The 21,864-nt window shown below is 35.3% G+C and carries 17 protein-coding genes; 10 read left to right on the top strand and 7 right to left on the bottom strand.

Annotated features, from left to right (window positions below; genetic code table 11):
* The first annotated feature begins 19 nt into the window (after nucleotides 1-19).
* From tamB to cydC, 3 genes are read left to right on the top strand one after another with little or no spacing between them, the layout of a single operon-like run.
* Nucleotides 20-3,970, top strand: coding sequence for an autotransporter assembly complex protein TamB (tamB, locus tag Q1J40_RS01860; protein ID WP_301098333.1), 3,951 nt, complete (start codon nucleotides 20-22; stop codon nucleotides 3,968-3,970).
* Nucleotides 3,971-4,017: 47 nt separating this feature from the next.
* Entirely contained in the window at nucleotides 4,018-5,757 is a 1,740-nt protein-coding gene (gene cydD, locus Q1J40_RS01855; protein ID WP_301098332.1) for a heme ABC transporter permease/ATP-binding protein CydD, read from the top strand.
* A 1-nt stretch (nucleotide 5,758) separates the two neighbouring features.
* Nucleotides 5,759-7,432 (top strand): heme ABC transporter ATP-binding protein/permease CydC, encoded by a 1,674-nt coding sequence (gene cydC / locus Q1J40_RS01850; protein WP_301098331.1) that lies wholly within the window; start codon nucleotides 5,759-5,761, stop codon nucleotides 7,430-7,432.
* Here cydC and Q1J40_RS01845 read toward each other — a convergent pair.
* Complete coding sequence (locus tag Q1J40_RS01845; protein WP_301098375.1) at nucleotides 7,418-7,849, bottom strand: PNPOx family protein; 432 nt, start codon at nucleotides 7,847-7,849, stop codon at nucleotides 7,418-7,420. The two genes, cydC and Q1J40_RS01845, sit on opposite strands and share 15 nt — an antisense overlap.
* Nucleotides 7,846-8,421, bottom strand: a complete 576-nt coding sequence (locus Q1J40_RS01840) for a UbiX family flavin prenyltransferase (RefSeq protein WP_301098330.1) — start codon at nucleotides 8,419-8,421, stop codon at nucleotides 7,846-7,848. The genes Q1J40_RS01845 and Q1J40_RS01840 overlap by 4 nt, the downstream gene beginning before the upstream one ends.
* A 95-nt stretch (nucleotides 8,422-8,516) precedes the next feature.
* Between Q1J40_RS01840 and ttcA the strand changes: the two genes are divergently transcribed.
* Nucleotides 8,517-9,464: a tRNA 2-thiocytidine(32) synthetase TtcA gene (ttcA, locus tag Q1J40_RS01835; protein ID WP_301098329.1), complete on the top strand. Its 948-nt coding sequence runs from the start codon at nucleotides 8,517-8,519 to the stop codon at nucleotides 9,462-9,464.
* A gap of 59 nt (nucleotides 9,465-9,523) precedes the next feature.
* The gene (gene xthA / locus Q1J40_RS01830; RefSeq protein WP_301098328.1) at nucleotides 9,524-10,330 is read left to right on the top strand and encodes an exodeoxyribonuclease III; all 807 of its coding nucleotides are present in this window, start codon (nucleotides 9,524-9,526) and stop codon (nucleotides 10,328-10,330) included.
* Nucleotides 10,331-10,421: 91 nt separating this feature from the next.
* Here xthA and Q1J40_RS01825 read toward each other — a convergent pair whose 3' ends face one another.
* Nucleotides 10,422-11,657, bottom strand: coding sequence for an aromatic amino acid transporter (locus Q1J40_RS01825; RefSeq protein WP_301098327.1), 1,236 nt, complete (start codon nucleotides 11,655-11,657; stop codon nucleotides 10,422-10,424).
* Between the two features lie 295 nt (nucleotides 11,658-11,952).
* Here Q1J40_RS01825 and Q1J40_RS01820 point away from each other — a divergent pair, with 295 nt between their 5' ends.
* Genes Q1J40_RS01820 through tyrA form a run of 4 tightly spaced genes read left to right on the top strand, consistent with a single transcriptional unit; the run spans nucleotide 11,953 to nucleotide 15,200 of the window.
* Nucleotides 11,953-12,615 (top strand): Bax inhibitor-1 family protein, encoded by a 663-nt coding sequence (locus Q1J40_RS01820; protein WP_301098326.1) that lies wholly within the window; start codon nucleotides 11,953-11,955, stop codon nucleotides 12,613-12,615.
* Between the two features lie 52 nt (nucleotides 12,616-12,667).
* The gene (locus Q1J40_RS01815) at nucleotides 12,668-13,006 is read left to right on the top strand and encodes a TusE/DsrC/DsvC family sulfur relay protein (protein ID WP_301098325.1); all 339 of its coding nucleotides are present in this window, start codon (nucleotides 12,668-12,670) and stop codon (nucleotides 13,004-13,006) included.
* Nucleotides 13,007-13,026: 20 nt separating this feature from the next.
* Complete coding sequence (locus Q1J40_RS01810; protein WP_301098324.1) at nucleotides 13,027-14,067, top strand: glycosyltransferase family 9 protein; 1,041 nt, start codon at nucleotides 13,027-13,029, stop codon at nucleotides 14,065-14,067.
* Between the two features lie 11 nt (nucleotides 14,068-14,078).
* Complete coding sequence (gene tyrA, locus Q1J40_RS01805) at nucleotides 14,079-15,200, top strand: bifunctional chorismate mutase/prephenate dehydrogenase (protein ID WP_301098374.1); 1,122 nt, start codon at nucleotides 14,079-14,081, stop codon at nucleotides 15,198-15,200.
* Nucleotides 15,201-15,265: 65 nt separating this feature from the next.
* Here the strand turns inward: tyrA and Q1J40_RS01800 are convergent, their stop codons facing one another.
* From Q1J40_RS01800 to uvrA, 4 genes are all read right to left on the bottom strand, one after another.
* Complete coding sequence (locus Q1J40_RS01800; RefSeq protein ID WP_301098323.1) at nucleotides 15,266-16,918, bottom strand: putative transporter; 1,653 nt, start codon at nucleotides 16,916-16,918, stop codon at nucleotides 15,266-15,268.
* A gap of 135 nt (nucleotides 16,919-17,053) precedes the next feature.
* Complete coding sequence (locus Q1J40_RS01795; RefSeq protein WP_301098322.1) at nucleotides 17,054-17,428, bottom strand: YacL family protein; 375 nt, start codon at nucleotides 17,426-17,428, stop codon at nucleotides 17,054-17,056.
* 13 nt (nucleotides 17,429-17,441) lie between these two features.
* The gene (locus tag Q1J40_RS01790; RefSeq protein WP_301098321.1) at nucleotides 17,442-18,389 is read right to left on the bottom strand and encodes a hypothetical protein; all 948 of its coding nucleotides are present in this window, start codon (nucleotides 18,387-18,389) and stop codon (nucleotides 17,442-17,444) included.
* A gap of 21 nt (nucleotides 18,390-18,410) precedes the next feature.
* On the bottom strand, nucleotides 18,411-21,233 hold the full coding sequence (gene uvrA, locus Q1J40_RS01785; protein WP_301098320.1) for an excinuclease ABC subunit UvrA: 2,823 nt from the start codon (nucleotides 21,231-21,233) through the stop codon (nucleotides 18,411-18,413).
* 182 nt (nucleotides 21,234-21,415) lie between these two features.
* On the opposite strand from uvrA, the gene ssb reads away from it, so the two are divergent.
* The coding region (gene ssb, locus Q1J40_RS01780) for a single-stranded DNA-binding protein (protein ID WP_301098319.1) at nucleotides 21,416-21,864 on the top strand (449 nt) is incomplete at its 3' end.

The following is a 21,864-nucleotide window of genomic DNA, read 5'->3' as shown; positions in this document are numbered from 1 at the left end:
GGATATGGGTATTTATTAGATGAAAGAAAATACAACTCCACAAAAGAAAGAAGATTTGTCGTCAGAAAATATCTCTTCTGATAAAATCAATAAACAAATAAAACCAAAGAAAAAAAGTAAATGGCGTTGTTTTCGTTGGGTGCTACTTTTCATTTTTATCATTTTGATTGCTCCTATCCTTTTTTTATCGACAGGAGCAGGGCAACGCTTTGCTTTGGAATGGGTTTCAAAATCATTGGATCAATTGGATATTGGTAATGTAAGCGGTAGCTTACAAGATGGATTAATCTTAACTGATACAAAATTTGTTACTGATGGCGTACAGGTTAATGTTGGTGAAGCACAAGCTAATATTGGTTTTTCTTGTTTACTTGAAGGTAAAGCTTGTATTGAAAATATTTCGCTTTCCGATACGAATATCATCGTTGATACAAGTAAATTACCCCAACATGAACAGCCAGAAAAAGAAAAAGATAATAGCAATTTTGAACTTCCATCCATCGCTTTAAAAAGAGTTGCGTTGGATAATATCTCACTTAAAGTTGATGATATGGATATGACATTATCTCACTTTGAATCTGGTGTAGAAGGAAAAGGTAAAGATCTTTCTATTTTACCTACAGAGTTAAGTGGGCTATCTCTTTCATTACCTCCACAAGCGGTCGATTCTGAGGAAGAAAATGTAAAAGTTCAGCGAGAAAATATTAATTGGGATGAATTAGAGAATATTCTTTCGAAGCCTTTATTAACTAAGTCCGAGCCAATTGAACTTCCGCTAAATTTTGATATCCCCTCTTTCAAAATTACAGATGTTTCTCTTTCTAGAAAAGTAAAAAATGATTCTGGTGATTTTGTTGACCCCATTTCGCTTATCAATATACATTCTGTTGATTTAATCGCTAAATCAGATACACAATCTGTTGAATTAAAACAATTGGAGATTAAAACAGATAAAGGAGATGTGAGTGGGCAAGGAAAATTAACTTTAGCAGATAATTATCCACTCGATTGGAATATCCATGGAAAATCTCCACAATTAGAGTTTGGTAAGACGATTATTCCCGCAAGTCAGGTGACTGCTAAATTAGGTGGAGAGTTGTTTGGAGAAACTGCGCTAGATATTAATACCTCTGGTGCTGCCAATATTAATGTACAAGGTTTAGTTAAACTTGCTGAACCTAAAACACCTCTAGATTTGCATATAGTAAGCTCACAAATTCAATATCCTTTTGTTGTTAAAAAAGAAGATAAGCCTCTATTGATTAAGGATCTTGATCTTTTATTGGCTGGGGATTTACTGAGCTATCAATTAGATACCAATGTTGCTCTTAAAGGCATGAATATTCCATCAAGTAAAATTAATATCAATGGTAGTGGAGAATTAACAAAATTCAACCTAACTCAATTAAATCTTAATGTGCTAGATGGGCAGGCAAATTTATCAGGTAGATTAGATTGGTCAAATGGCATTGAGTGGCAGTCACAGGTAGACTTGGATAAGGTAAATACCAAATCATTATTACCAGAGTGGGCAGCGGTATTGTCAGGTGAATTGAATTCATCTGGATATGCTGGAAGAGGCCAATATGGTGAACAGTGGAATGTGGCGGTATCAGATATTAATTTACATGGAAATTTATTCCAGAAAAACTTACGTTTAACAGGGGATATCACTGCGGATGATAGTACTTTATTAGATGTGTCCCAAGTTCAATTAATTTATGGTGATAATAATATTGCAATGCAAGGGGTTTTAGGTAAAGAATCGGATTTTTCAGCAGAAATTCATGCGCCAAATTTACAAGGATTAATTCCTCATCTGCAAGCTAATATTAATGGGAATGTGATACTAAAAGGAGATGTATCAGCGCCTACGCTTAATCTAGACCTAAATACTAAAAAATTAAGTTATAACCAACTTAACTTAGCTAATTTAGTTGCTAAAGGTGAGGTTTCTACAAATGATATTATCAAGGGAGATATCGATATCACTCTTGGCCAATTTGAACAAGACGATATTAAATTTAGTAATGTTCATCTAAGGGCATCAGGTACAGAAAAAGAGCACACTCTCTCATTGACTTCTAAAGGTAATCCAGTTGGAGGAAATTTAGAGTTGTCAGGTAATTTTGAACGATCAACTCAAGTCTGGGATGGCGTACTAAAAAATGTTCAATTGAGTACGCCTATTGGCGAGTTACGTAACGATAAATCTGTGCAAATTACCTATGATAATACACAAATAGGTGCAAATATTTCTTCTCATTGTTGGCAAAGTTCAGAACTGAATTTATGTTTCCCAGAATCTTTTAAAGTTGGGAAAAGTGGTAAAGTTCCTTTTAATATTAAGAAACTAAATCTATCTCTTGTTCAGAAATATTTAGATAAGAATAGTAAACTTTCGGGTGTAGTTAGTGCAAAAGGCGATGCTATCTGGTCTACAGAACAACCTATTGTAGTTAACGTAGAATTACTTTCTGATGCTATTAATTTTTCTCAAAACTTAGATGGTAAGAATTTTCCAATTAATTTAAAACCAGTGAAAATTGCTGTAAATTTAGCAAACAATAATTTGAAATTATCGACAGATCTTAGTTTAGAAAAAGGTGGTCGATTAGTTAGTGATATTATGATGAGTGATATTGCTACTACACGAACCTTGTCTGGTAATATTAATATTGATGGATTGACATTAGATTTAATCAAACCGTTTTTGAGCAATGGAGAAGTTATAAAAGGGGATATTAATGCAAGATTGACATTAGGTGGCAATGCATTATCGCCTCTATTATATGGCAATCTTGATTTGACAAACTTAAAAGCCAGAGCTGAAATTATGCCTTTTGATGTGGTGGGAGGAAATTTAGCATTACGCTTTGATGGTAGTCGGTCGAGTTTAACAGGGAATTTGCAAACTCCAGATAGTAAACTTGTTTTGGATGGTGATGCTAATTGGCAACAATTGGATGCATGGTATACACGTATCCATGCTAATGCAGATCATTTTAAATTAGATATTCCAAATATAGCTAAAGTGCAAATAAGCCCTGATATTGAAGTTAAAGTCACACCTCAAGAACTTTTATTAGCAGGTAATATTGACATTCCATGGGCAAGGATCGCAATTAAAGAATTGCCAGAAAGTGCGGTAAGTGTTAGTGATGATGAAGTGATTATGGATAGACGATCTGCTGATAAAAATAGAAATGTACTTTTATCGAAGCAATTACCAAGTAATGCTGGTGGGATGAGTATTAATTCTGATATCTCAATCAATATTGGTGATGATGTAAAACTAGATGCTTATGGATTACATACTGATTTATATGGTTTACTAAAAGTAAGACAAGGAAATAAAGGTCTAGGATTATATGGCCAAATTAATTTAAAAGATGGACAATTTTCTTCATTTGGGCAAGACTTGCTTATTAGAAAAGGATTAATTTCTTTTACTGGTTTACCTTCTCAGCCAACTTTGGATATCGAAGCTATTCGTAATCCAGAAGCAATGGAAGATCCTAATATTACAGCAGGCGTGAAAGTAACAGGAATTGCAGATTCGCCAGAAGTGAAAGTTTTTTCTAACCCAACAATGGAACAAGATCAGGTGTTGTCTTATATTTTAACAGGAAGAGGATTAGAAAATAGTGGTGAAGCTGGCTCAAATAATTCAATAGCGGGTGCGTTAATTGGAATGGGATTAGCACAAGGTAGTCAAACGGTTGGTGATGTAGGCAGTGCATTTGGTATTAGTGACTTAAGTGTGAGTACTGCTGGTATTGGAGATAATACTAAAGTTGTTGTTAGTGGTAATTTGACTCCTAAGTTCAAAGTAAAATATGGTGTAGGTATATTTGCACCACTTACAGAGCTAACATTACGTTATCGTTTAGCTCCAAGTTTATATCTACAATGGATTTCTAGCATCAACCAAGCTGTTGATCTGCTGTATCAATTTGAATTTGATTAAATTTATTGACTGTATCTAACTAACTAGGATAACTAGAGAGAAATATTATGGGTAAAGACAGGCAAAAGTATTTGCAAAAATGGTTGAGAGAACAGCAAAAAATCATTAAAAAATTACTTTATTTGAATGTAATACTTGGGACCTTGAGTGCATTACTGTTAATTGCCCAAATGGGAGTGTTAGCAATTATTCTAGAAAAAATGATTGTGCAACACGATACTCCTCAAACATTCTGGGGATTACTAGTTCTACTGTTGGGTTGTTTTTTGGGGAGAGCAATTTTATTTTGGTTGCGTGAAAGAGTTGGCTTTAAAGCAGGTCAACAATTACGTATTCATCTTCGTGAGCAAATTATTACCAAATTATCGCTTGTTGGTCCAATGGTTATTCAAAATAAACCAGCTGGAAGCTGGGCTGCATTAATGTTGGAGCAAGTGGAGAATTTACACAATTTTTACGCTCGATACTTACCTCAGCAATTTTTATCTCTAATCATACCGCTTATTATTCTCTGTTTTGTCTTTCCATTAAACTGGGCTGCAGGGCTTATCCTCTTTTTTACTTTACCTATGTTACCTATTTTTATGGCATTGGTTGGTTTTAAAGCCACTGAAGCCAACCAAAAAAATATTGGGGTATTATCTCGTCTAAGTGGACAGTTTTTAGATCATTTAAAAGGTTTAGACACAATTCGTTTATTTGGACAATCCAAACGACAAACAGATCATATTTACCAACGCACAGAAGAGTTTCGCTTGAGTACGATGGATGTACTTAAAATGGCATTTTTATCTTCAGCGGTGTTAGAGTTTTTTGCGGCAATATCTATTGCTGTTACTGCTGTGTATTTTGGATTTGTTTATCTGGGACAGTTAGATTTTGGTGATTATGATACGGGTGTTACGTTATTTATTGGTTTTTTCTGCTTGATGTTAGCACCAGAGTTTTATCAGCCACTGCGGGAGTTAGGTGTTTATTATCATGATAAAGCAGCAGCTATTGGTGCTGCAGATAGTGTGGAACAATTTTTGAGTAAAAAAATTGCTTTACAGTGTTCTGGGCAAATAACTATGCCAAATGGGCCTATTCATATTGTTGCAGAGAATTGTATTATTTTATCGCCAGAAGGTAAGGTATTGACTCAACCTTTAACATTTAAAATCGAGTCACATCAACATATTGCTTTAGTTGGACAAAGTGGAGCAGGTAAAACTTCATTGATGAATATGTTATTAGGATTCCTTGATTACCAAGGAAGCATCAAAATCAATGGTATTGAATTGCGTGATTTGAATATTGCACAATGGCGAGGAAAACTAGCGTGGGTTGGACAAAATCCACAATTAATTAAAGGATCCTTGCGTGAAAATATTTTATTAGGTACGGAGCAGATTTCTGAATCAGAAATTATTGAGGCATTACACCAATCTAAAGCGGATGAGTTTGTATATCGATTAGGTTTAGATACTGAAATACAAGATGCCAATATGGGAATATCAGGAGGACAAGCACAACGTATTGCAATTGCTCGAGCATTATTAAGACCTTACGAATTGTTATTACTTGACGAGCCTACTGCAAGCTTAGATGGTGAATCTGAACAACAAGTTATTCAAGCCCTCCAAAAATTAAGTGAAGAAAGAGCAACATTAATGATTACTCACCGTATTGAAGATTTAAGACAGAGTGATGAAATATGGGTGATGAAACAAGGACAGATTGTTCAACAAGGTAAATTTAGTGATCTTGAATCTCAAGGTTTTTTTGCAGAATTATTAGGTAATTAAAATGCGTTCTCTTTTTCCTTTTCTTTCGTTATATCGTCATCATTTAGGCCAATTAATCTTAGGTATTGTATTGGCTATAACCAGCTTAACTGCGAGTATTGGTCTATTAAGTTTATCAGGATGGTTTTTATCTGCGGCTTTTTTAGCTGGTTCAAGTATTTTATTTAATTTCTTCTATCCTTCATCGGGTGTAAGGGGATTAGCAATAGGAAGAACAGTTTCTCGATATATTGAGCGATTAGTTACGCACGATGCTACATTTCGAGTACTTGCTAGTCTTCGTGTTACCGTTTTTCAGAAATTAGTTCCATTAACTCCATCAAAGTTAGCTCAGTATCGTCATAGTGAATTGTTAAATCGCCTTGTGGCCGATGTTGATACATTGGATACGCTTTATCTAAACTTAATCTCTCCTTTTGTGAGTGCGATAATGGTCATTGCATTTATGGGGATTGGGCTATCTTTTATTTCATCACTATTGGCATGGACTATTTGTGGCATTCTAGTAGTATTACTCTTGTTATTACCGTTTATTTTTTATCATTTGGGTAGAACGTTAGGTAAAAAAGTCATCCAATTCAGAGCAGATTATCGTAGTCAATTTATTGAATGGATAGAGCTTAATGCTGAGTTTCTGCTGTTTGGTATATTAGATAAAGCAAGTTCAAAATTACAGGAAACGGAGCGTCAGTGGATATCAACTCAACGAAAAGAACGCCAGTTGGCAGGATTATCAAACACAATATTGATTGCGGCTAATGGTTTTCTTATCGTGATTGTTCTTTATCTTTTAGCAACAGCAGTCACTCTACCAAATGTTGAATACCAAGGTGCATTAATTGCTTTAGTTGTATTTTGTGTATTAGCCTCATTAGAAGTTTTAATGCCGATTGGTACAGCATTCTTACACTTAGGTCAGGTTATTGCTGCGGCAGAACGTTTAACCGATATTACAGAACAAGCACCTTTAGTTAAATTTGAGGGTAAGCAACAATGGCAAAATATTGCCAATAACCAACCGCTTATATCATTTAAGCATGTTCAATTTTCTTATCCTAATCGAGAAGAAACAGTTTTAAATGATATCTCTTTTAAAATTTTAGCAGGTCAAAAAATAGCAATTTTAGGTAAAACGGGCAGTGGCAAATCAACGATTTTTCAGTTACTAGTGCGTAATTATGATCCTACAAGCGGCCAGATTGTATTAAATTCTTGCAATATTCAAGACTATCCAGAAGACGTTCTTCGTCAACATATTGTGACCTTAACCCAAAGGGTTCATATTTTTAGTAATACTCTGAGAGAGAATTTATTGATAGGCAATGCTGAAGCAACAGAAGATGAATTACAGACAGTACTCAGTAAAGTGGGGCTTAGTTATTTAGCGAATGAAAAGGAAGGATTAGATCTTTGGCTTGGTGATGGTGGTCGTCCACTTTCTGGAGGCGAACAACGTAGACTAGGCGTTGCTCGTATACTACTCAATTCGGCAGAATTAGTTTTATTAGATGAGCCGACAGAAGGATTAGATCGTGATACAGAGCAACAAATCTTAAAGGTTATTTTTGAACATTGTCAGAATAAAACGCTAGTTGTCATTACTCATAGATTAAGTGGTCTAAAAATGTTTGATAGTATTTATCATATGAATAGTGGAATATTATTTACGCCATAACGTCTTATTCGCAAAAGCAAATTTATTGTTTGTGTGCTTAATTTCGGTAAATTTAATTTCCCACACATTACTTGGAATAAGTTTAGCAATTGGATGCCTTTGAAGATAAATTTCAAGGGCATTTTCTTTTGCTAGAGAATCTGTTAAACAATATGCCTCGGCTAGAAATTGAATCCCTTCAATCTCAGTAATTTTCTCGGTTTGCTTGGCAATCGTGCCTGCAATACGCGGATTTAATTGCATTAATCGACCGTGTTGGGTAGTTTCTTTTGTAAGAATAATTAATCGGTTGTTGTTCTCATCAAAGGCATAAAAACAATTCGCACACCAAATAGATTCTTCATAATAGCATGCTAGACTCACAACGTGTTGTGAATGAATAAAATCTCGAATAATTTCTGGTATAGCTTGCATTATTTCCCTTTTTTCCCATCCCAACGTGGAATATCAATATCAATACCAAACATATCTAAAGCCCTACTCACGCTATGGGTAACAATTTCATCAACGCTTTTAGGCTGGTGATAAAGCGCAGGCACTGGCGGAAAAATAATTCCGCCCATTTGTGTAACTTTTTGCATATTTTCTAAATGGACAAGGTGCAATGGTGTTTCACGCACCATCAATAAAAGCTTACGCCTTTCTTTAAGCACCACATCAGCCGCTCGAGTTAATAAGTTATCACTCATTCCATGGGCGATAGAGGCTAAGGTTCGCATTGAACAAGGGGCAACGATCATACCAAGGGTTTTAAATGATCCACTGGCAATACTTGCACCAAGATTTTGGATGGGATGAATAACATCAGCTAATGCAGTCAATTGCTCTGCTTGAATATCTGTTTCATATTGACGAGTGAGTTCTGCTCCCTTAGACATCACAAGGTGAGTTTCAATGTGTGGAATTTCTTTTAAGAGTTGAAGAGTTTTGAAACCATATTGAAATCCACTTGCACCACTGATTCCAACGATAATTCGTTGTTTATCCATTATTCTATCCTAATCTTCTTTTAAACTTGAAAAAAACAGGGAAAAGTTTACTATGTCGAACTTTCCGATATTTTATACATTACTGATTTTACATTATGAATCAAGACTCGTCACAACACACGCAAAAAGACAAAAAACAGACTTATAATTTTAATAAATTACAAAAAAGATTACGTCGCAATGTCGGTAATGCAATTGCTGATTTTAATATGATTGAAGAAGGCGATAAAGTTATGGTTTGCCTTTCAGGTGGGAAAGATAGCTACACCTTACTCGATATTTTATTAAATTTAAGAATTAATGCCCCTATTCATTTTGATATTGTTGCAGTCAATCTCGATCAAAAACAACCGGGTTTCCCTGAGCATATTTTGCCTGAATATCTAGATAGTATCGGCGTAGAATATAAAATTGTAGAAGAAAATACTTACGGTATTGTTAAAGAGAAGATTCCAGAAGGAAAAACGACTTGCTCGCTTTGTTCTCGTTTACGTCGTGGTATTTTATATCGTACCGCTACAGAGCTAGGTGCAACTAAAATTGCACTTGGACATCACCGAGATGATATGCTCGAAACACTATTTTTAAATATGTTCTATGGTGGAAAATTAAAAAGTATGCCACCAAAATTAATGAGTGATGATGGAAAACAAATCGTGATCCGACCGCTTGCTTACTGTAAAGAAAAAGATATTGAAAAATATGCGGTGGCTAAAAGATTCCCTATCATTCCGTGTAACTTATGTGGCTCACAACCGAACCTACAACGCCAAGTTGTGAAAGAGATGCTACAGGTTTGGGATAGACAATATCCGGGTAGAATTGAAACAATGTTCAGTGCATTGCAAAATGTTACACCTTCACATCTGTGCGATCCAAAACTTTTTGATTTTAAAGGGATAAAACACGGTGCTGTTATTGAAGGAATTGAAGGTGATATTGCTTTTGATAAGGAAGAAATTCCGACAATGCCTATTGTACAAGATGAAGATCAGCAAGAATATTTTGAAAATGGTGTGATCGCATTTAAAGCAATTGAGTAAATTATTTCACTAATCAGACCGCTTGTATTAGGCGGTTTGTTATTTATAAAGGACAAACTATGAAATTTATTTCTTTTAATATCAATGGACTGAGAGCAAGACCTCACCAACTTGAGGCAATTATTGAAAAGCATCAACCTGAAGTCATTGGGTTACAAGAAATTAAAGTATCTGATGAAGATTTCCCGTACAGTTTAGTTGATCATTTGGGCTACCACGTTTTTCATCACGGACAAAAAGGGCACTATGGTGTCGCTTTACTCACCAAAGAAAAACCTCTTGCTGTGCGTAAAGGCTTTCCTACGGATGATGCTGATGCTCAAAAACGTATGATTATGGCAGATATTGAAACACCTTTTGGTGTACTAACCGTATTAAATGGCTATTTTCCACAAGGTGAAAATCGTAGCCACGAAACAAAATTCCCAGCTAAAGAAAAATTCTATGCTGATTTACAACACTATTTAGAAACCGAATTACAACCTGAAAACCCGATTGTAATTATGGGTGATATGAATATTAGCCCAACAGATTTAGATATTGGGATTGGCGAACCTAATCGCAAACGTTGGTTAAGAGAAGGAAAATGTTCATTTTTACCTGAAGAGCGTGAATGGCTAGGACGTTTACACAGCTATGGCTTAGTTGATACATTCCGTGCAATGAATCCAGAAGCAAGCGATAAATTCTCATGGTTTGATTACCGCTCAAAAGGCTTTAATGATAACCGAGGATTACGCATTGATTTAGTTCTAGCATCAAACCCATTAGCACAATATTGTGTTGAAACAGGCATTGATTTAGAAATTAGAGCAATGGAAAAACCATCTGATCATGCGCCTGTATGGGCAACATTCTCTAAATAAGTAAGCTTTAGTAAGCGGTCACTTTCTAATATATTTTTACAAAATAAAAGGCATAGTAAAATTTTACTATGCCTTATTTTCTTATTGTTAGTTACCCTTTAAATACTGGAAGCATATTAAACATTGCAAGGAAGTGGAACAGTGCAGTGACAACTCCAAATACAATCACTAATACAATGGTAAACATACCGCCCGCTACTTTGAATCCATTTTCTCCATTAGGTAATTTACGGGATTTATAAGCTAACAAACCTGGAATAATACAAGTCCAAATTGTGGCTGCAGCACCTGCATAACCGATAGCTTTTAAGAATCCTAGCGGAAATAATACTGACAATACCAATGGTGGTAAAAATGTTACAGCCCATGATTTTGCTCGACCTGATTTTGTGTTATCAAATTTGAATACATCAGCTAAGAAATCAAATACACCTAAACCTACACCGATAAATGAAGATAAAATAGCCGCGATAGAAAAGGCATTCAAAGTATGTTTAACCGATTCAGATTCAATAACGTTATTTAATGCAGCTAATAGCACATCAAGATTTCCATCTTGAGCAATAATTGGTGCAAATTGATCACGAGGTAAGTTACCAAAAATGGAGAGTACCCATAATAAGTAGATAACTAGAGCAATCACAGTTCCACCTAAAATAGCGAGTTTTGCTTTACGCTCTTCCCCATAATAAGCACGCATGGTAGCAACTGAGTGATGATAGCCAAAAGAGGTAAGGGCTACAGGGAGTAAACCCATCGCATAAATACCGTAATTTGTATCATTACTGCCAAGACTTGTTGTGTCGAATAAGGTATTTATATCAATATTTGCTGTTAATCCAAAGGTACTAAAGATAAAGGTTAACGCCATAAAAATAACAAGTAAGACGGAAACTCTATCTACAATCCTTGTTGAATGCCATACTAGGAATGAAAAGACCAACACAAACAAAACAGACCAATAACGAGAATCTAAAGTAAAGAATGATTCAGTTAAACCTGACAATATCCCGCCAGATGCAGTGGTATAAGCATAAAGTAATATCCCACCAGCAAAGTAAACAGAAATATTATTAATGATATTCGCACCACTTCCTAATAGATTTTTGGTGGCAGTATTGAATGATGCACGTGTGTCGTAATGTTTATAAGCCTCTAATAACAACCAACCAGATAGAGTCATTACAATCATAGTTAAAGTTATAGCAATAGTAGACCAGATAGTCCAAGCCCCTGCTCCTGAAGTAGGTAGTCCTAACATTCCTGCTCCAATACATACACTGGCGATGATTGCAGCTCCACCAAAAATAGATGGTTGTTTGCTCATATAATCTCCTTGAGAGTTTAACTTGTGCTTTTGTACTATTGTAGCAGTTTAAAAATAAAATAATAGAATAATTTGTATATTAATTGATGAAATAATAAAGTTTTATCTATTTCTTAATAAAAAACATGTTCCTTTAGTTGGCATTTTGTGAACTCTGTCACAAAATAAAACACTAATGTATACATGAACATAAATTTTGTTATTTGACTTGTATACTATCTCATTGACTTTATTTTATTTTATCGCTAACTTAGGAAAAAATTTTTATTAAAAACATAAACTTTAAGGAGTTTTTATGCAAGATCGTTTAGTAACGAGTGCACGTAGTGAGTCGCTACTTAGTACCCACAAAGTATTACGTAATACTTACTTTTTATTAGCGTTAACGTTAGCGTTTTCTGCTGTAGTTGCAATGGCATCAATGTCATTAAATCTACCACCTTTACCTTGGTGGGGAATGTTAGTTGGTTTTTATGGACTACTGTTCTTAACAAATGCAACAGCAAATAGTGGTGTGGGTTTAGTGAGTGTATTTGCATTGACTGGATTCTTAGGCTACACATTAGGTCCAATTTTAAATGCTTATGTGAGCCATGGATTAGGTGATGTGATAGGGCTTGCATTAGGATCAACTGCGGCTGTATTTTTTGCTTGTTCTGCTTATGTACTTACCACTAAAAAAGATATGTCTTTCTTATCAGGCATGATGATTGCGTTATTTGTTGTATTAATTGTTGGTGTAATCGCAAATATTTTCTTAACGATTCCAGCTTTAAGTTTGGCAATTAGTGCATTGTTTATTGTGTTTTCTAGTGGTGCAATTTTACTTGCGACAAGTAATATTATTCACGGTGGTGAAACAAATTACATTCGTGCGACAGTTGATTTATATGTATCGCTTTATAATTTATTCCTTAGCTTCTTACAAATCTTTGGAGTATTAGGTAGCGACGATTAATTTTTTAGGAGTCTGAAAATGCCACAGTTAATGTGGCATTTTTGTTTGTAGTATGAATAATTTTATTGAAGTAAATGATCAACAAATTCCAACAGATGAATTTGGATATTTAAAGAATCTTGATGATTGGTCTGAAGATGTGGCTATCGCCATTGCTCAAAAAGATGGGCTTGAATTAACAGAAGCTCAATGGGAAATAGTGTATTTTGTGCGAGATTTTTATCAGGAATATAAAACCTCGCCTGCAATTAGAATGTTAGTGAAAGCATTAGCTCAAAAATTTGGAGTAGAAAAAGGCAATAGTCGTTATTTACAACGTCTATTCCCAGAAGGGCCTGCAAAGCAAGCAACCAAAATTGCAGGGCTTCCAAAGCCTGCTAAGTGTTTATAATCATCATATAGGGTTTCATAATGAAAAATCAGCCATACTCTATTTGTATTTTACGTCTATCTGCAATTGGTGATGTTTGTCATACTTTAGCAGTCGTACAAGCTATTCAAAAAAAATATCCTAATGCTGAAATTACTTGGATTATAGGTAAAGTAGAGGCAATGTTGATTGAAGGTATTCCAAATGTGATTTTAATTCCCTACGATAAAAAATCAGGTATTAAAGGTATTTTTGCATTATGGAAGCAATTGCGTAACAAGCGGTTCGATGTCTTATTAAATATGCAATTAGCGATTCGAGCCTCTTTGCTATCCGTTGGTATTAAAGCTAAGAAAAAAATTGGGTTTAATCGAGAAAGAGCTAAAGAGGGTCAATGGCTCTTTACCAATGCACAGGTTGAAAAGACCACAACTTACCACGTATTAGATGGATTAATGCTATTTGCTAAAGCCATAGGTGTGACTGATTTAAACCCTCAATGGCAATTAGCTTTATCAGAAGAGGATAGGCAGTATATTGATCAATTTATTGAAAAAGATAAGCCACTATTGGTTATTGCAGCCTGTTCCAGTAGTGTGAAACGAGATTGGTCACCTCAAAATTATATAAAAATCGCTCAATTCGCAGAACAGCATAATTTACAGGTTATATTGTGCGGTTCGCCTTCAGAATATGAAATGCAAGTCGCAGATACGATTCATCAAGCTGTTCCAAGTACATTGAATTTAGCTGGTAAAACCTCATTAAAACAGTTGGCAGTATTGATGTCCTATGCAAATTTAGTCATTTCTTCCGATTCTGGGCCAGCTCATATTGCAACGACACAAGGTGCTAAGGTTTTAGGACTATATGCGGTGCAAAACCCCAAAAGGACAGGTCCTTATCATCATATTAACGATGTGATTTCGGTGTATGAAGAGGCGATATTACAAGAATATGGCAAACCGTGGCAAGAATTACCTTGGGCAACTAAAGCTAAAACAGCTAATTTAATGGATAAAATTACGGTTGAGCAAGTGAAGAACAAAATGACTGAAATGTTAAATCTATCAAATGAGTGAAAGAAAAAATGATGAATCCATTAGAGCCAATTAGAGAACAAATCGATCTTGTTGATAAACAACTAATAGATTTATTGGAAAAACGTTTATCACTTGTTGCAGAAGTTGGAAAGATAAAACAGCAATACGGGCTACCAATTTATGCTCCCGATCGTGAAACTACAATGATTAAAGCTCGTAGAGCAGAAGCAGAAAAAAAAGGAATACCAGCTGATTTAGTCGAAGATATTCTACGTCGTGTGATGCGAGAATCTTATATTAGCGAAAATAAGCACGGGTTTAAAACTATCAATTCTGCTATCAATAAAATTGTTATTGTTGGCGGAAAAGGTAAATTAGGTCAACTTTTTACCGGTTATTTTACTCGCTCAGGCTATCAGGTTGAATCGCTCGATCAAGATGATTGGCAACAGGCAGATAGTATTATCAACGGTGCGGATCTTGTTCTAATTTCGGTGCCAATTGCAAAAACACTATCTGTTATAGAATCATTACAACCCTATTTAACAGAAAATATGATTTTAGCGGATTTAACCTCAGTTAAAGCAGAACCATTGGCTAAAATGCTAGAAATTCATAATGGAGCAGTAGTAGGCTTGCATCCGATGTTCGGACCAGATATTGCAAGTTTTGCGAAGCAAGTGACCGCTTGTTGTCACGGAAGATTTAAAGATCGCTATCAATGGCTATTAGATCAAATTCAAATTTGGGGGGCGAGAATAGAAGAGATTGATGCCAAAGAGCATGATAATGCAATGACCTACATTCAAGCTTTACGCCATTTTTCTACCTTTGTTTCTGGAGTTCATTTATCCCAACAACCAGTGAAACTTGAACAATTATTGGCATTATCATCCCCTATTTATCGTTTAGAGTTAGCGATGATAGGGCGATTATTTGCTCAAGATGCTAGGTTATATGCTGATATTATTTCGGATAAGCCAGAAAATTTAGCTGTGGCAGAATCATTACAAGAAAATTTTGACCAATGTTTAGCTTTCTTTAAAAATAATGATAAACAAGGGTTTATTGATGCTTTTGAACAAGTTCATCAATGGTTTGGTGAATATTCTGAGCAGTTTTTGAGAGAGAGCCGTAATCTTTTACAACAAGCTAATGATTTGAAATCATAAAAGGAAAAAGCTTATCTTATAAGATAAGCTTTTTCTATCTAACATCAGTTTATCTACTTAAATTACTAACTAGCTGTCCATAATAAAATAGCTAGTAGTTGTGGCAAAATAATTCGACAAAACATTACTAAAGGATAAACAGTTGCATAAGATAAAGCTGATGCTCCACTTCCTTCTTTGATTGCATTAGCAAATGCTAAAGCGGGAGGATCTGTCATTGAACCTGCTAATAATCCACAAATAGTGAGGTAGTTTAATTTACCATAGATACGGGCAACAATCCCTGTAACCATGAGTGGAATAAAGGTAATTAATGCACCATAGCCAATCCATGATAAACCGTCATTACTGAGTAGCGTATCAAAGAAATTACCACCTGCTTTCCAGCCTACCACGGAAAGGAATAATACGATACCAATTTCTCGCAATGCAAGGTTTGCACTTGGTGGCATAAACCAATAGAGTTTTCCAAAGCTACCAATACGAGCAAGGATTAATGCAACAACAAGCGGGCCACCTGCTAAACCAAGTTTTAATGCGACAGGGAACCCTGGTACAAAAATTGGAATAGAACCAAGTAATACCCCTAATCCAATTCCGATAAAGATAGGTAACATTTGAACTTGTTGGAGTTTATGTTGTGCATTACCTATAATTGACATGACGGTATCAATATCTTCTTGATGACCTACTAGATGTAATACATCTCCAAATTGTAATGTCATCTCTCCAGTAGGAATTAAATCAATCCCAGCACGATTCAGACGGGTAATTACAACATCATATTTCCCTTTTAACATTAACTGACGAATTTTCTTACCAAAAACATTTTCATTCGTTACTACGGCACGTTCGGTTCGATATAAGGTTCCTTTAGTAGAAAGCGAAATATTTGTTTCTTCACCAATAATTAAAAGCATCTTTCTCAGAGCAGGGCTTTCACCAACAAGATGTAGTACATCTCCTAATTGAATTTGAGTATCCACTTTTGGTACAAAAAGGTCTTCTCCTCTTTTTAAGCGAGAGTAGACTACATCGTGTCGATCGAAATCAGGCAATTCACTCAGCAATAAACCATTCAAATTAGGATTACTTACACGAACACTTAATGTAGTTAATCCTTCCTTTTTATGAGTGCTATTGTTATCAAAATCTTCAGACTCTTTATCAACACTAATTTTAAAGATAACGCGAATGAGCCACATAGAAAGTAGAATACCAATAATCCCAAATGGGTAAGCAATCGCATATCCCATCCCCATTACTGTTGTGTCGCTACCTAACTCCTCAAGAATTTGTTGTCCTGCACCCAGTGATGGCGTATTAGTTACTGCACCAGAAAAAACGCCTAGAATAGCCGGAAGAGGGACATCAAAGAATTTATTTAATAAAATGACAAGAATACCGCTAATAGCAACAGAGATAAGAGCAAACCCATTCAATTTGAGACCAGATTGTTTAAGGGAAGAAAAGAACCCTGGCCCAACTTGAATACCAATAGTGTAAACAAACAGAATCAGTCCAAATTCTTGGATAAAGTGTAAGGTATGAGGATCAAGCTCGATACCATATTGTGTCATAAAATGGGCAATAATAATTCCCCCAAATAACACGCCACCAATACCTAAACTCACGCCTCTTATTTTAATTTGCCCCAACCATAGTCCTAAAACAGCAACTAGTGATAGAAGGCTAACCGTCAGTGCAATATCAGTCATACAACCTCGCTAAAGTTTAAATTTAAAAAATGAACTGAGATGATTCTAGCAAACTTATCCTTATAAAAATGCGATCTAACTCAATAAATTAATAAATTCAAATGGTTGTATGGTGTAATATTTTATTAAATATGATCAATGATAAGTTTTAATAAACTTTTTGTAGGCAAGTAAAAATTGTTCGAAGTCTTCTAAGCCACAAAAAGCGATGCTTTCTTCGTTATAGAAATTAAATCCTTCTTCAATTTGATCTAATTCATCGGAGCTAATTTCGAGATTATTTGCTTTTGCAACAACTTCCTCCGAGGTCATATACAGTGAATATTCTGAGCCTTCAAAAATAGTTTCATGTAATGAAGATTTTTTACATAGCTCAAGTTCTTCGAATACAGCATTCAGTAAATTTAGATCATCGATAACTTCAATATTTAACCAACGAGCAAAGGCCTCATGATCCATTGAGCATTTTGCAATAACACCGTGCATACTGTGTGTAAATTGATATTCCATAGCTGTCTTCCTTTTATCCTATAGCTAAACCTATTCTATCATTATCAATATAGATTCCCTCATTATCATATATTTCATCTAACCCTTTAAGCGTAGATAACGGCTCTTTCATACCTTCTGCATACTCTTCTAATCTTTCTGGTACAATTAAGAAAAAGTGTCTTTCCCGAAATAAACAAAGTAAAGATGAATGTAACGGGTATACCTGATATATCTTTTTATAAAGATCTAGCATATTTATGCAATAAAAATTTTCATTGTTAATCTTTTTATAGAAATGCTGTTTATATTTTCTTATATTTTTAAAAATGTTATTGTAATAACTCTTAGTTAACATACGAAATAATTTAGAATCAAAAACAGATTCATTTTCCTTTGGATCGTAGTATTTACATTTTACACTGTTATATAAATTATATGAGATACTAGCTACAGAAAAGTCGACAGGAATACTACCAGAGCTTGCTTGTTTTTTATGTTCTAGCATTTTTTTATCTGATATAGATTGCCTACAAAAACCTTTCGCCTCTAGAGCAAATTGTTCAAATTTTCCATCATCAGTTCTTCTAAAGGCTAAAAGATCTGGTCTGGAGCATTTTATAGGCATTTTTTGTATTCTCATAGCTGCTTCATAGTTTACCGTAAAAGAACTATTGTCTATTTTTTTTGATAGAAAATCAGCTATCGCTCTGCCCGCTAAATTTGAGAACTGCGATTTTTGAGTTGGATCTGAAAAAGAAATATCAGGTTCTGAAAAACGATTTTCATTATAAAATGCAGATTTCTTCATATAATGAATATATGTTAAATATAATCCAGGTAGTCTTATTAATTTTGTAAAAAAAGGTTCATTATGCTGACCTGCTGTAACCATATGTTTGATAAAGCCTAGTTGAGTTAATGAATAATCACACTCTGTTATTATATTTTGTGAATTTTGGTAAGTTACATTAATTTTCATAAATATATTTTTATTCAGTTTTTATTTGAGAATTTGTTTTAAAAATCTTGCCGTATGTGATTTCTTATCTTGAGCAATTTGTTCTGGTGTGCCTGTTGCAATAATTTGCCCACCACCAGAGCCACCTTCTGGTCCTAAATCAACAATCCAATCAGCAGTTTTAATTACATCTAAATTATGTTCAATCACAACAATAGTATTACCTTGATCACGTAAACGATGTAACACTTTAAGTAATTGTTTAATATCCGCAAAATGTAGCCCCGTTGTCGGTTCATCTAAAATATACAAAGTTTTACCTGTATCTCGTTTAGACAACTCCGTAGCCAGTTTAATACGCTGTGCTTCACCGCCCGAAAGGGTTGTAGATGATTGCCCAAGTCGAATATAAGACAATCCAACGTCAATCAATGTTTGCAATTTTCTTGCTAGTGCAGGGATCGCATCAAAAAATTCGCGAGCTTCTTCTACGGTCATCTCTAAGACTTGATGAATTGTTTTCCCTTTATAGCGAATTTCTAAGGTTTCACGATTATAGCGTTTGCCTTTACAGTGATCACAAGGTACATAAACATCCGGTAAAAAGTGCATTTCAACCTTAATAACCCCATCGCCTTGGCACGCCTCACAACGTCCACCTTTCACATTAAAGCTGAATCGACCAACATTATAGCCTCTTGCTCTTGCTTCTTGTGTTCCCGCAAATAATTCACGAATCGGTGTAAATAATCCCGTATAAGTTGCAGGATTTGAGCGAGGTGTACGGCCAATCGGGCTTTGGTTGATTTCAATTACCTTGTCAAAATGGGCTAGCCCATTAATACTCTTATAAGGTGCAACATCGCTATTTTCAGCACGATTTAATACATTTTGTGCAAGTGGGAATAACGTATCATTGATAAGGGTAGATTTACCTGAACCAGATACTCCAGTAATACATGTAAAAAGTCCAACAGGAATGGTTAAATTCACATTTTTTAAATTGTTACCGCTTGCACCTGTTAGGGTAAGTAATTTAGTTTCATCGTAAGGAACACGTTGTTTTGGAATCTCAATTCTCTCTTTTTGAGAGAGGAATTTTCCTGTAAGTGATTCCTCACATTGCATAATTTCTTCTGCCGTACCTTGTGCAATTACTTGTCCACCGTGAACACCTGCTCCCGGTCCAATATCGACAATATGGTCTGCAGCACGAATCGCATCTTCATCGTGTTCAACCACAATCACTGTATTACCTAAATTTCTGAGGTGTAATAATGTATCGAGCAATCGCTCATTATCACGTTGATGAAGCCCAATTGATGGTTCATCCAATACATACATCACTCCAACTAATCCCGCACCAATTTGGCTCGCTAAACGGATACGCTGTGCTTCACCACCCGATAATGTTTCAGCTGAACGAGAGAGAGAAAGATAATTTAGCCCTACATTCACTAAGAATTGCAGACGTTCTTTAATTTCTTTCAGGACTTTTTCCGCAATTTTTGCTCGTTGCCCTGTTAGATTTAATTCTTCGAAAAATGCGAGCGCTTCACCAATACTTTTCTCTGCAATCATCGGTAAGTTGGTATCGTCAATAAAGACATAACGGGCCTCTCGACGTAAACGGGAACCTTGGCAATCGGTACAAGAGCGATTATTAATATATTTTGCCAATTCTTCCCGCACCGCATTTGATTCTGTTTCTTTATAACGACGAGCCATGTTATTTAGAATACCTTCGAAAGGATGAATACGTTTAACTATATCGCCCCTATCGTTCGTATATAAAAACTCAATATCTTCATCCGAGCCATTTAAAATAATATGCTGAATCTTTTTCGGTAGATCACAAAATGGTGTTTCAATATCAAATTTATAATGTTTTGCAACTGATTTTAATAAACCAAAATAGTAAAAACTGCGTTTATCCCAGCCTTTAATTGCTCCATTGGCAAGAGAGATTTCCCCATTTTGGATGACCTTACGTTCATCAAAGTATTGTTGAACGCCTAAACCATCACAAGTAGGACAAGCTCCTGCGGGATTATTAAATGAAAATAAGCGAGGTTCTAATTCAGTAATTGAATAACCACAATAAGGGCAAGCAAAACTTGCAGAAAACATGAGTTCTTCTGCATTTAGATTGTCCATATCGGCAATAACTGCTGTTGATCCAGAAAGATCTAAGGCTGTTTCAAAGGATTCAGCCAAACGTGTTCCCACATCAGGACGGACTTTAAACCGATCAACCACTACCTCAATGGTATGTTTTTTCTGTAATTCTAATTTTGGTGGATCGGACAAATCACATATTTCTCCATCAATTCTTGCACGAATATAGCCGTTAGCAGTCAGATTCTCTAAAAGTTTTACGTGTTCCCCTTTACGATCTTTCACGACTGGAGCAAGTAACATTAACCGTTTGCCTTCTGGCTCTTCAAGCACACGATCTACCATTTGTGAAATAGTTTGAGCTTCTAATGGTACATCATGATCAGGACAACGAGGCTGACCTACACGAGCAAATAACAATCGCAAATAATCGTGAATTTCTGTTATTGTACCTACAGTTGAACGAGGGTTGTGAGAGGTTGATTTTTGCTCAATAGAAATTGCTGGAGATAGCCCTTCAATATGATCCACATCAGGCTTTTCCATTAAGGATAAAAATTGACGAGCATAAGCAGAAAGGGATTCAACATAACGACGTTGCCCTTCTGCATAAAGGGTATCAAATGCCAAGGACGATTTGCCCGAGCCTGATAGCCCTGTAATAACGATAAATTTATCTCTTGGTAAGGTTAAATTGATATTTTTAAGATTGTGCGTTCTTGCACCACGAATGTCGATATATTGCATAAATCCCTTCTAAGCTAGGAAATATAAAAAGAGAAATATTTCTGATTTTCGAGCATTATCGCATAATTTAGATAACTGTACAAAATATCAGTTTTATTAGATGATCTTTTTTATAATTTCAGGCAAAATAACACAAAGTTCTAAGTTTAGAACATAGTTAATTTTTGAATATGAGGAAAGTTATGGCAAGTGTAAATAAAGTGATTATTGTGGGAAATTTAGGAAATGATCCTGATATGCGTACCATGCCAAATGGAGATGCCGTTGCAAATATCAGCGTGGCAACAACAGAAAGCTGGACTGATAAAAATACAGGCGAACGCCGTGAAAATACAGAATGGCACCGTATCGTATTCTTCCGTCGTCAAGCCGAAGTAGTGGGACAATATTTACGTAAGGGTTCACAAGTTTATGTTGAAGGTCGTTTAAGAACACGTAAATGGCAAGATCAAAATGGTCAAGATCGTTACACAACAGAAATTCAAGGCGACGTATTACAAATGCTTGGTAGCCGTAATGCACAAGCTGGCGGATATGATGCTCAAAACCAAGGCGGATGGAATAATTCAGCCTCTGCACCAAAAGCAAATAATAACAATTATAATCAAGGCGGTTATAACGACAATTATTC

The sequence above is a fragment of the Otariodibacter sp. genome (assembly GCF_029256985.1).
GTDB lineage: Bacteria > Pseudomonadota > Gammaproteobacteria > Enterobacterales > Pasteurellaceae > Otariodibacter.
Note: the sequence above shows the minus strand (reverse complement) of the source record. Positions and strands in the feature narration are given on the sequence as shown.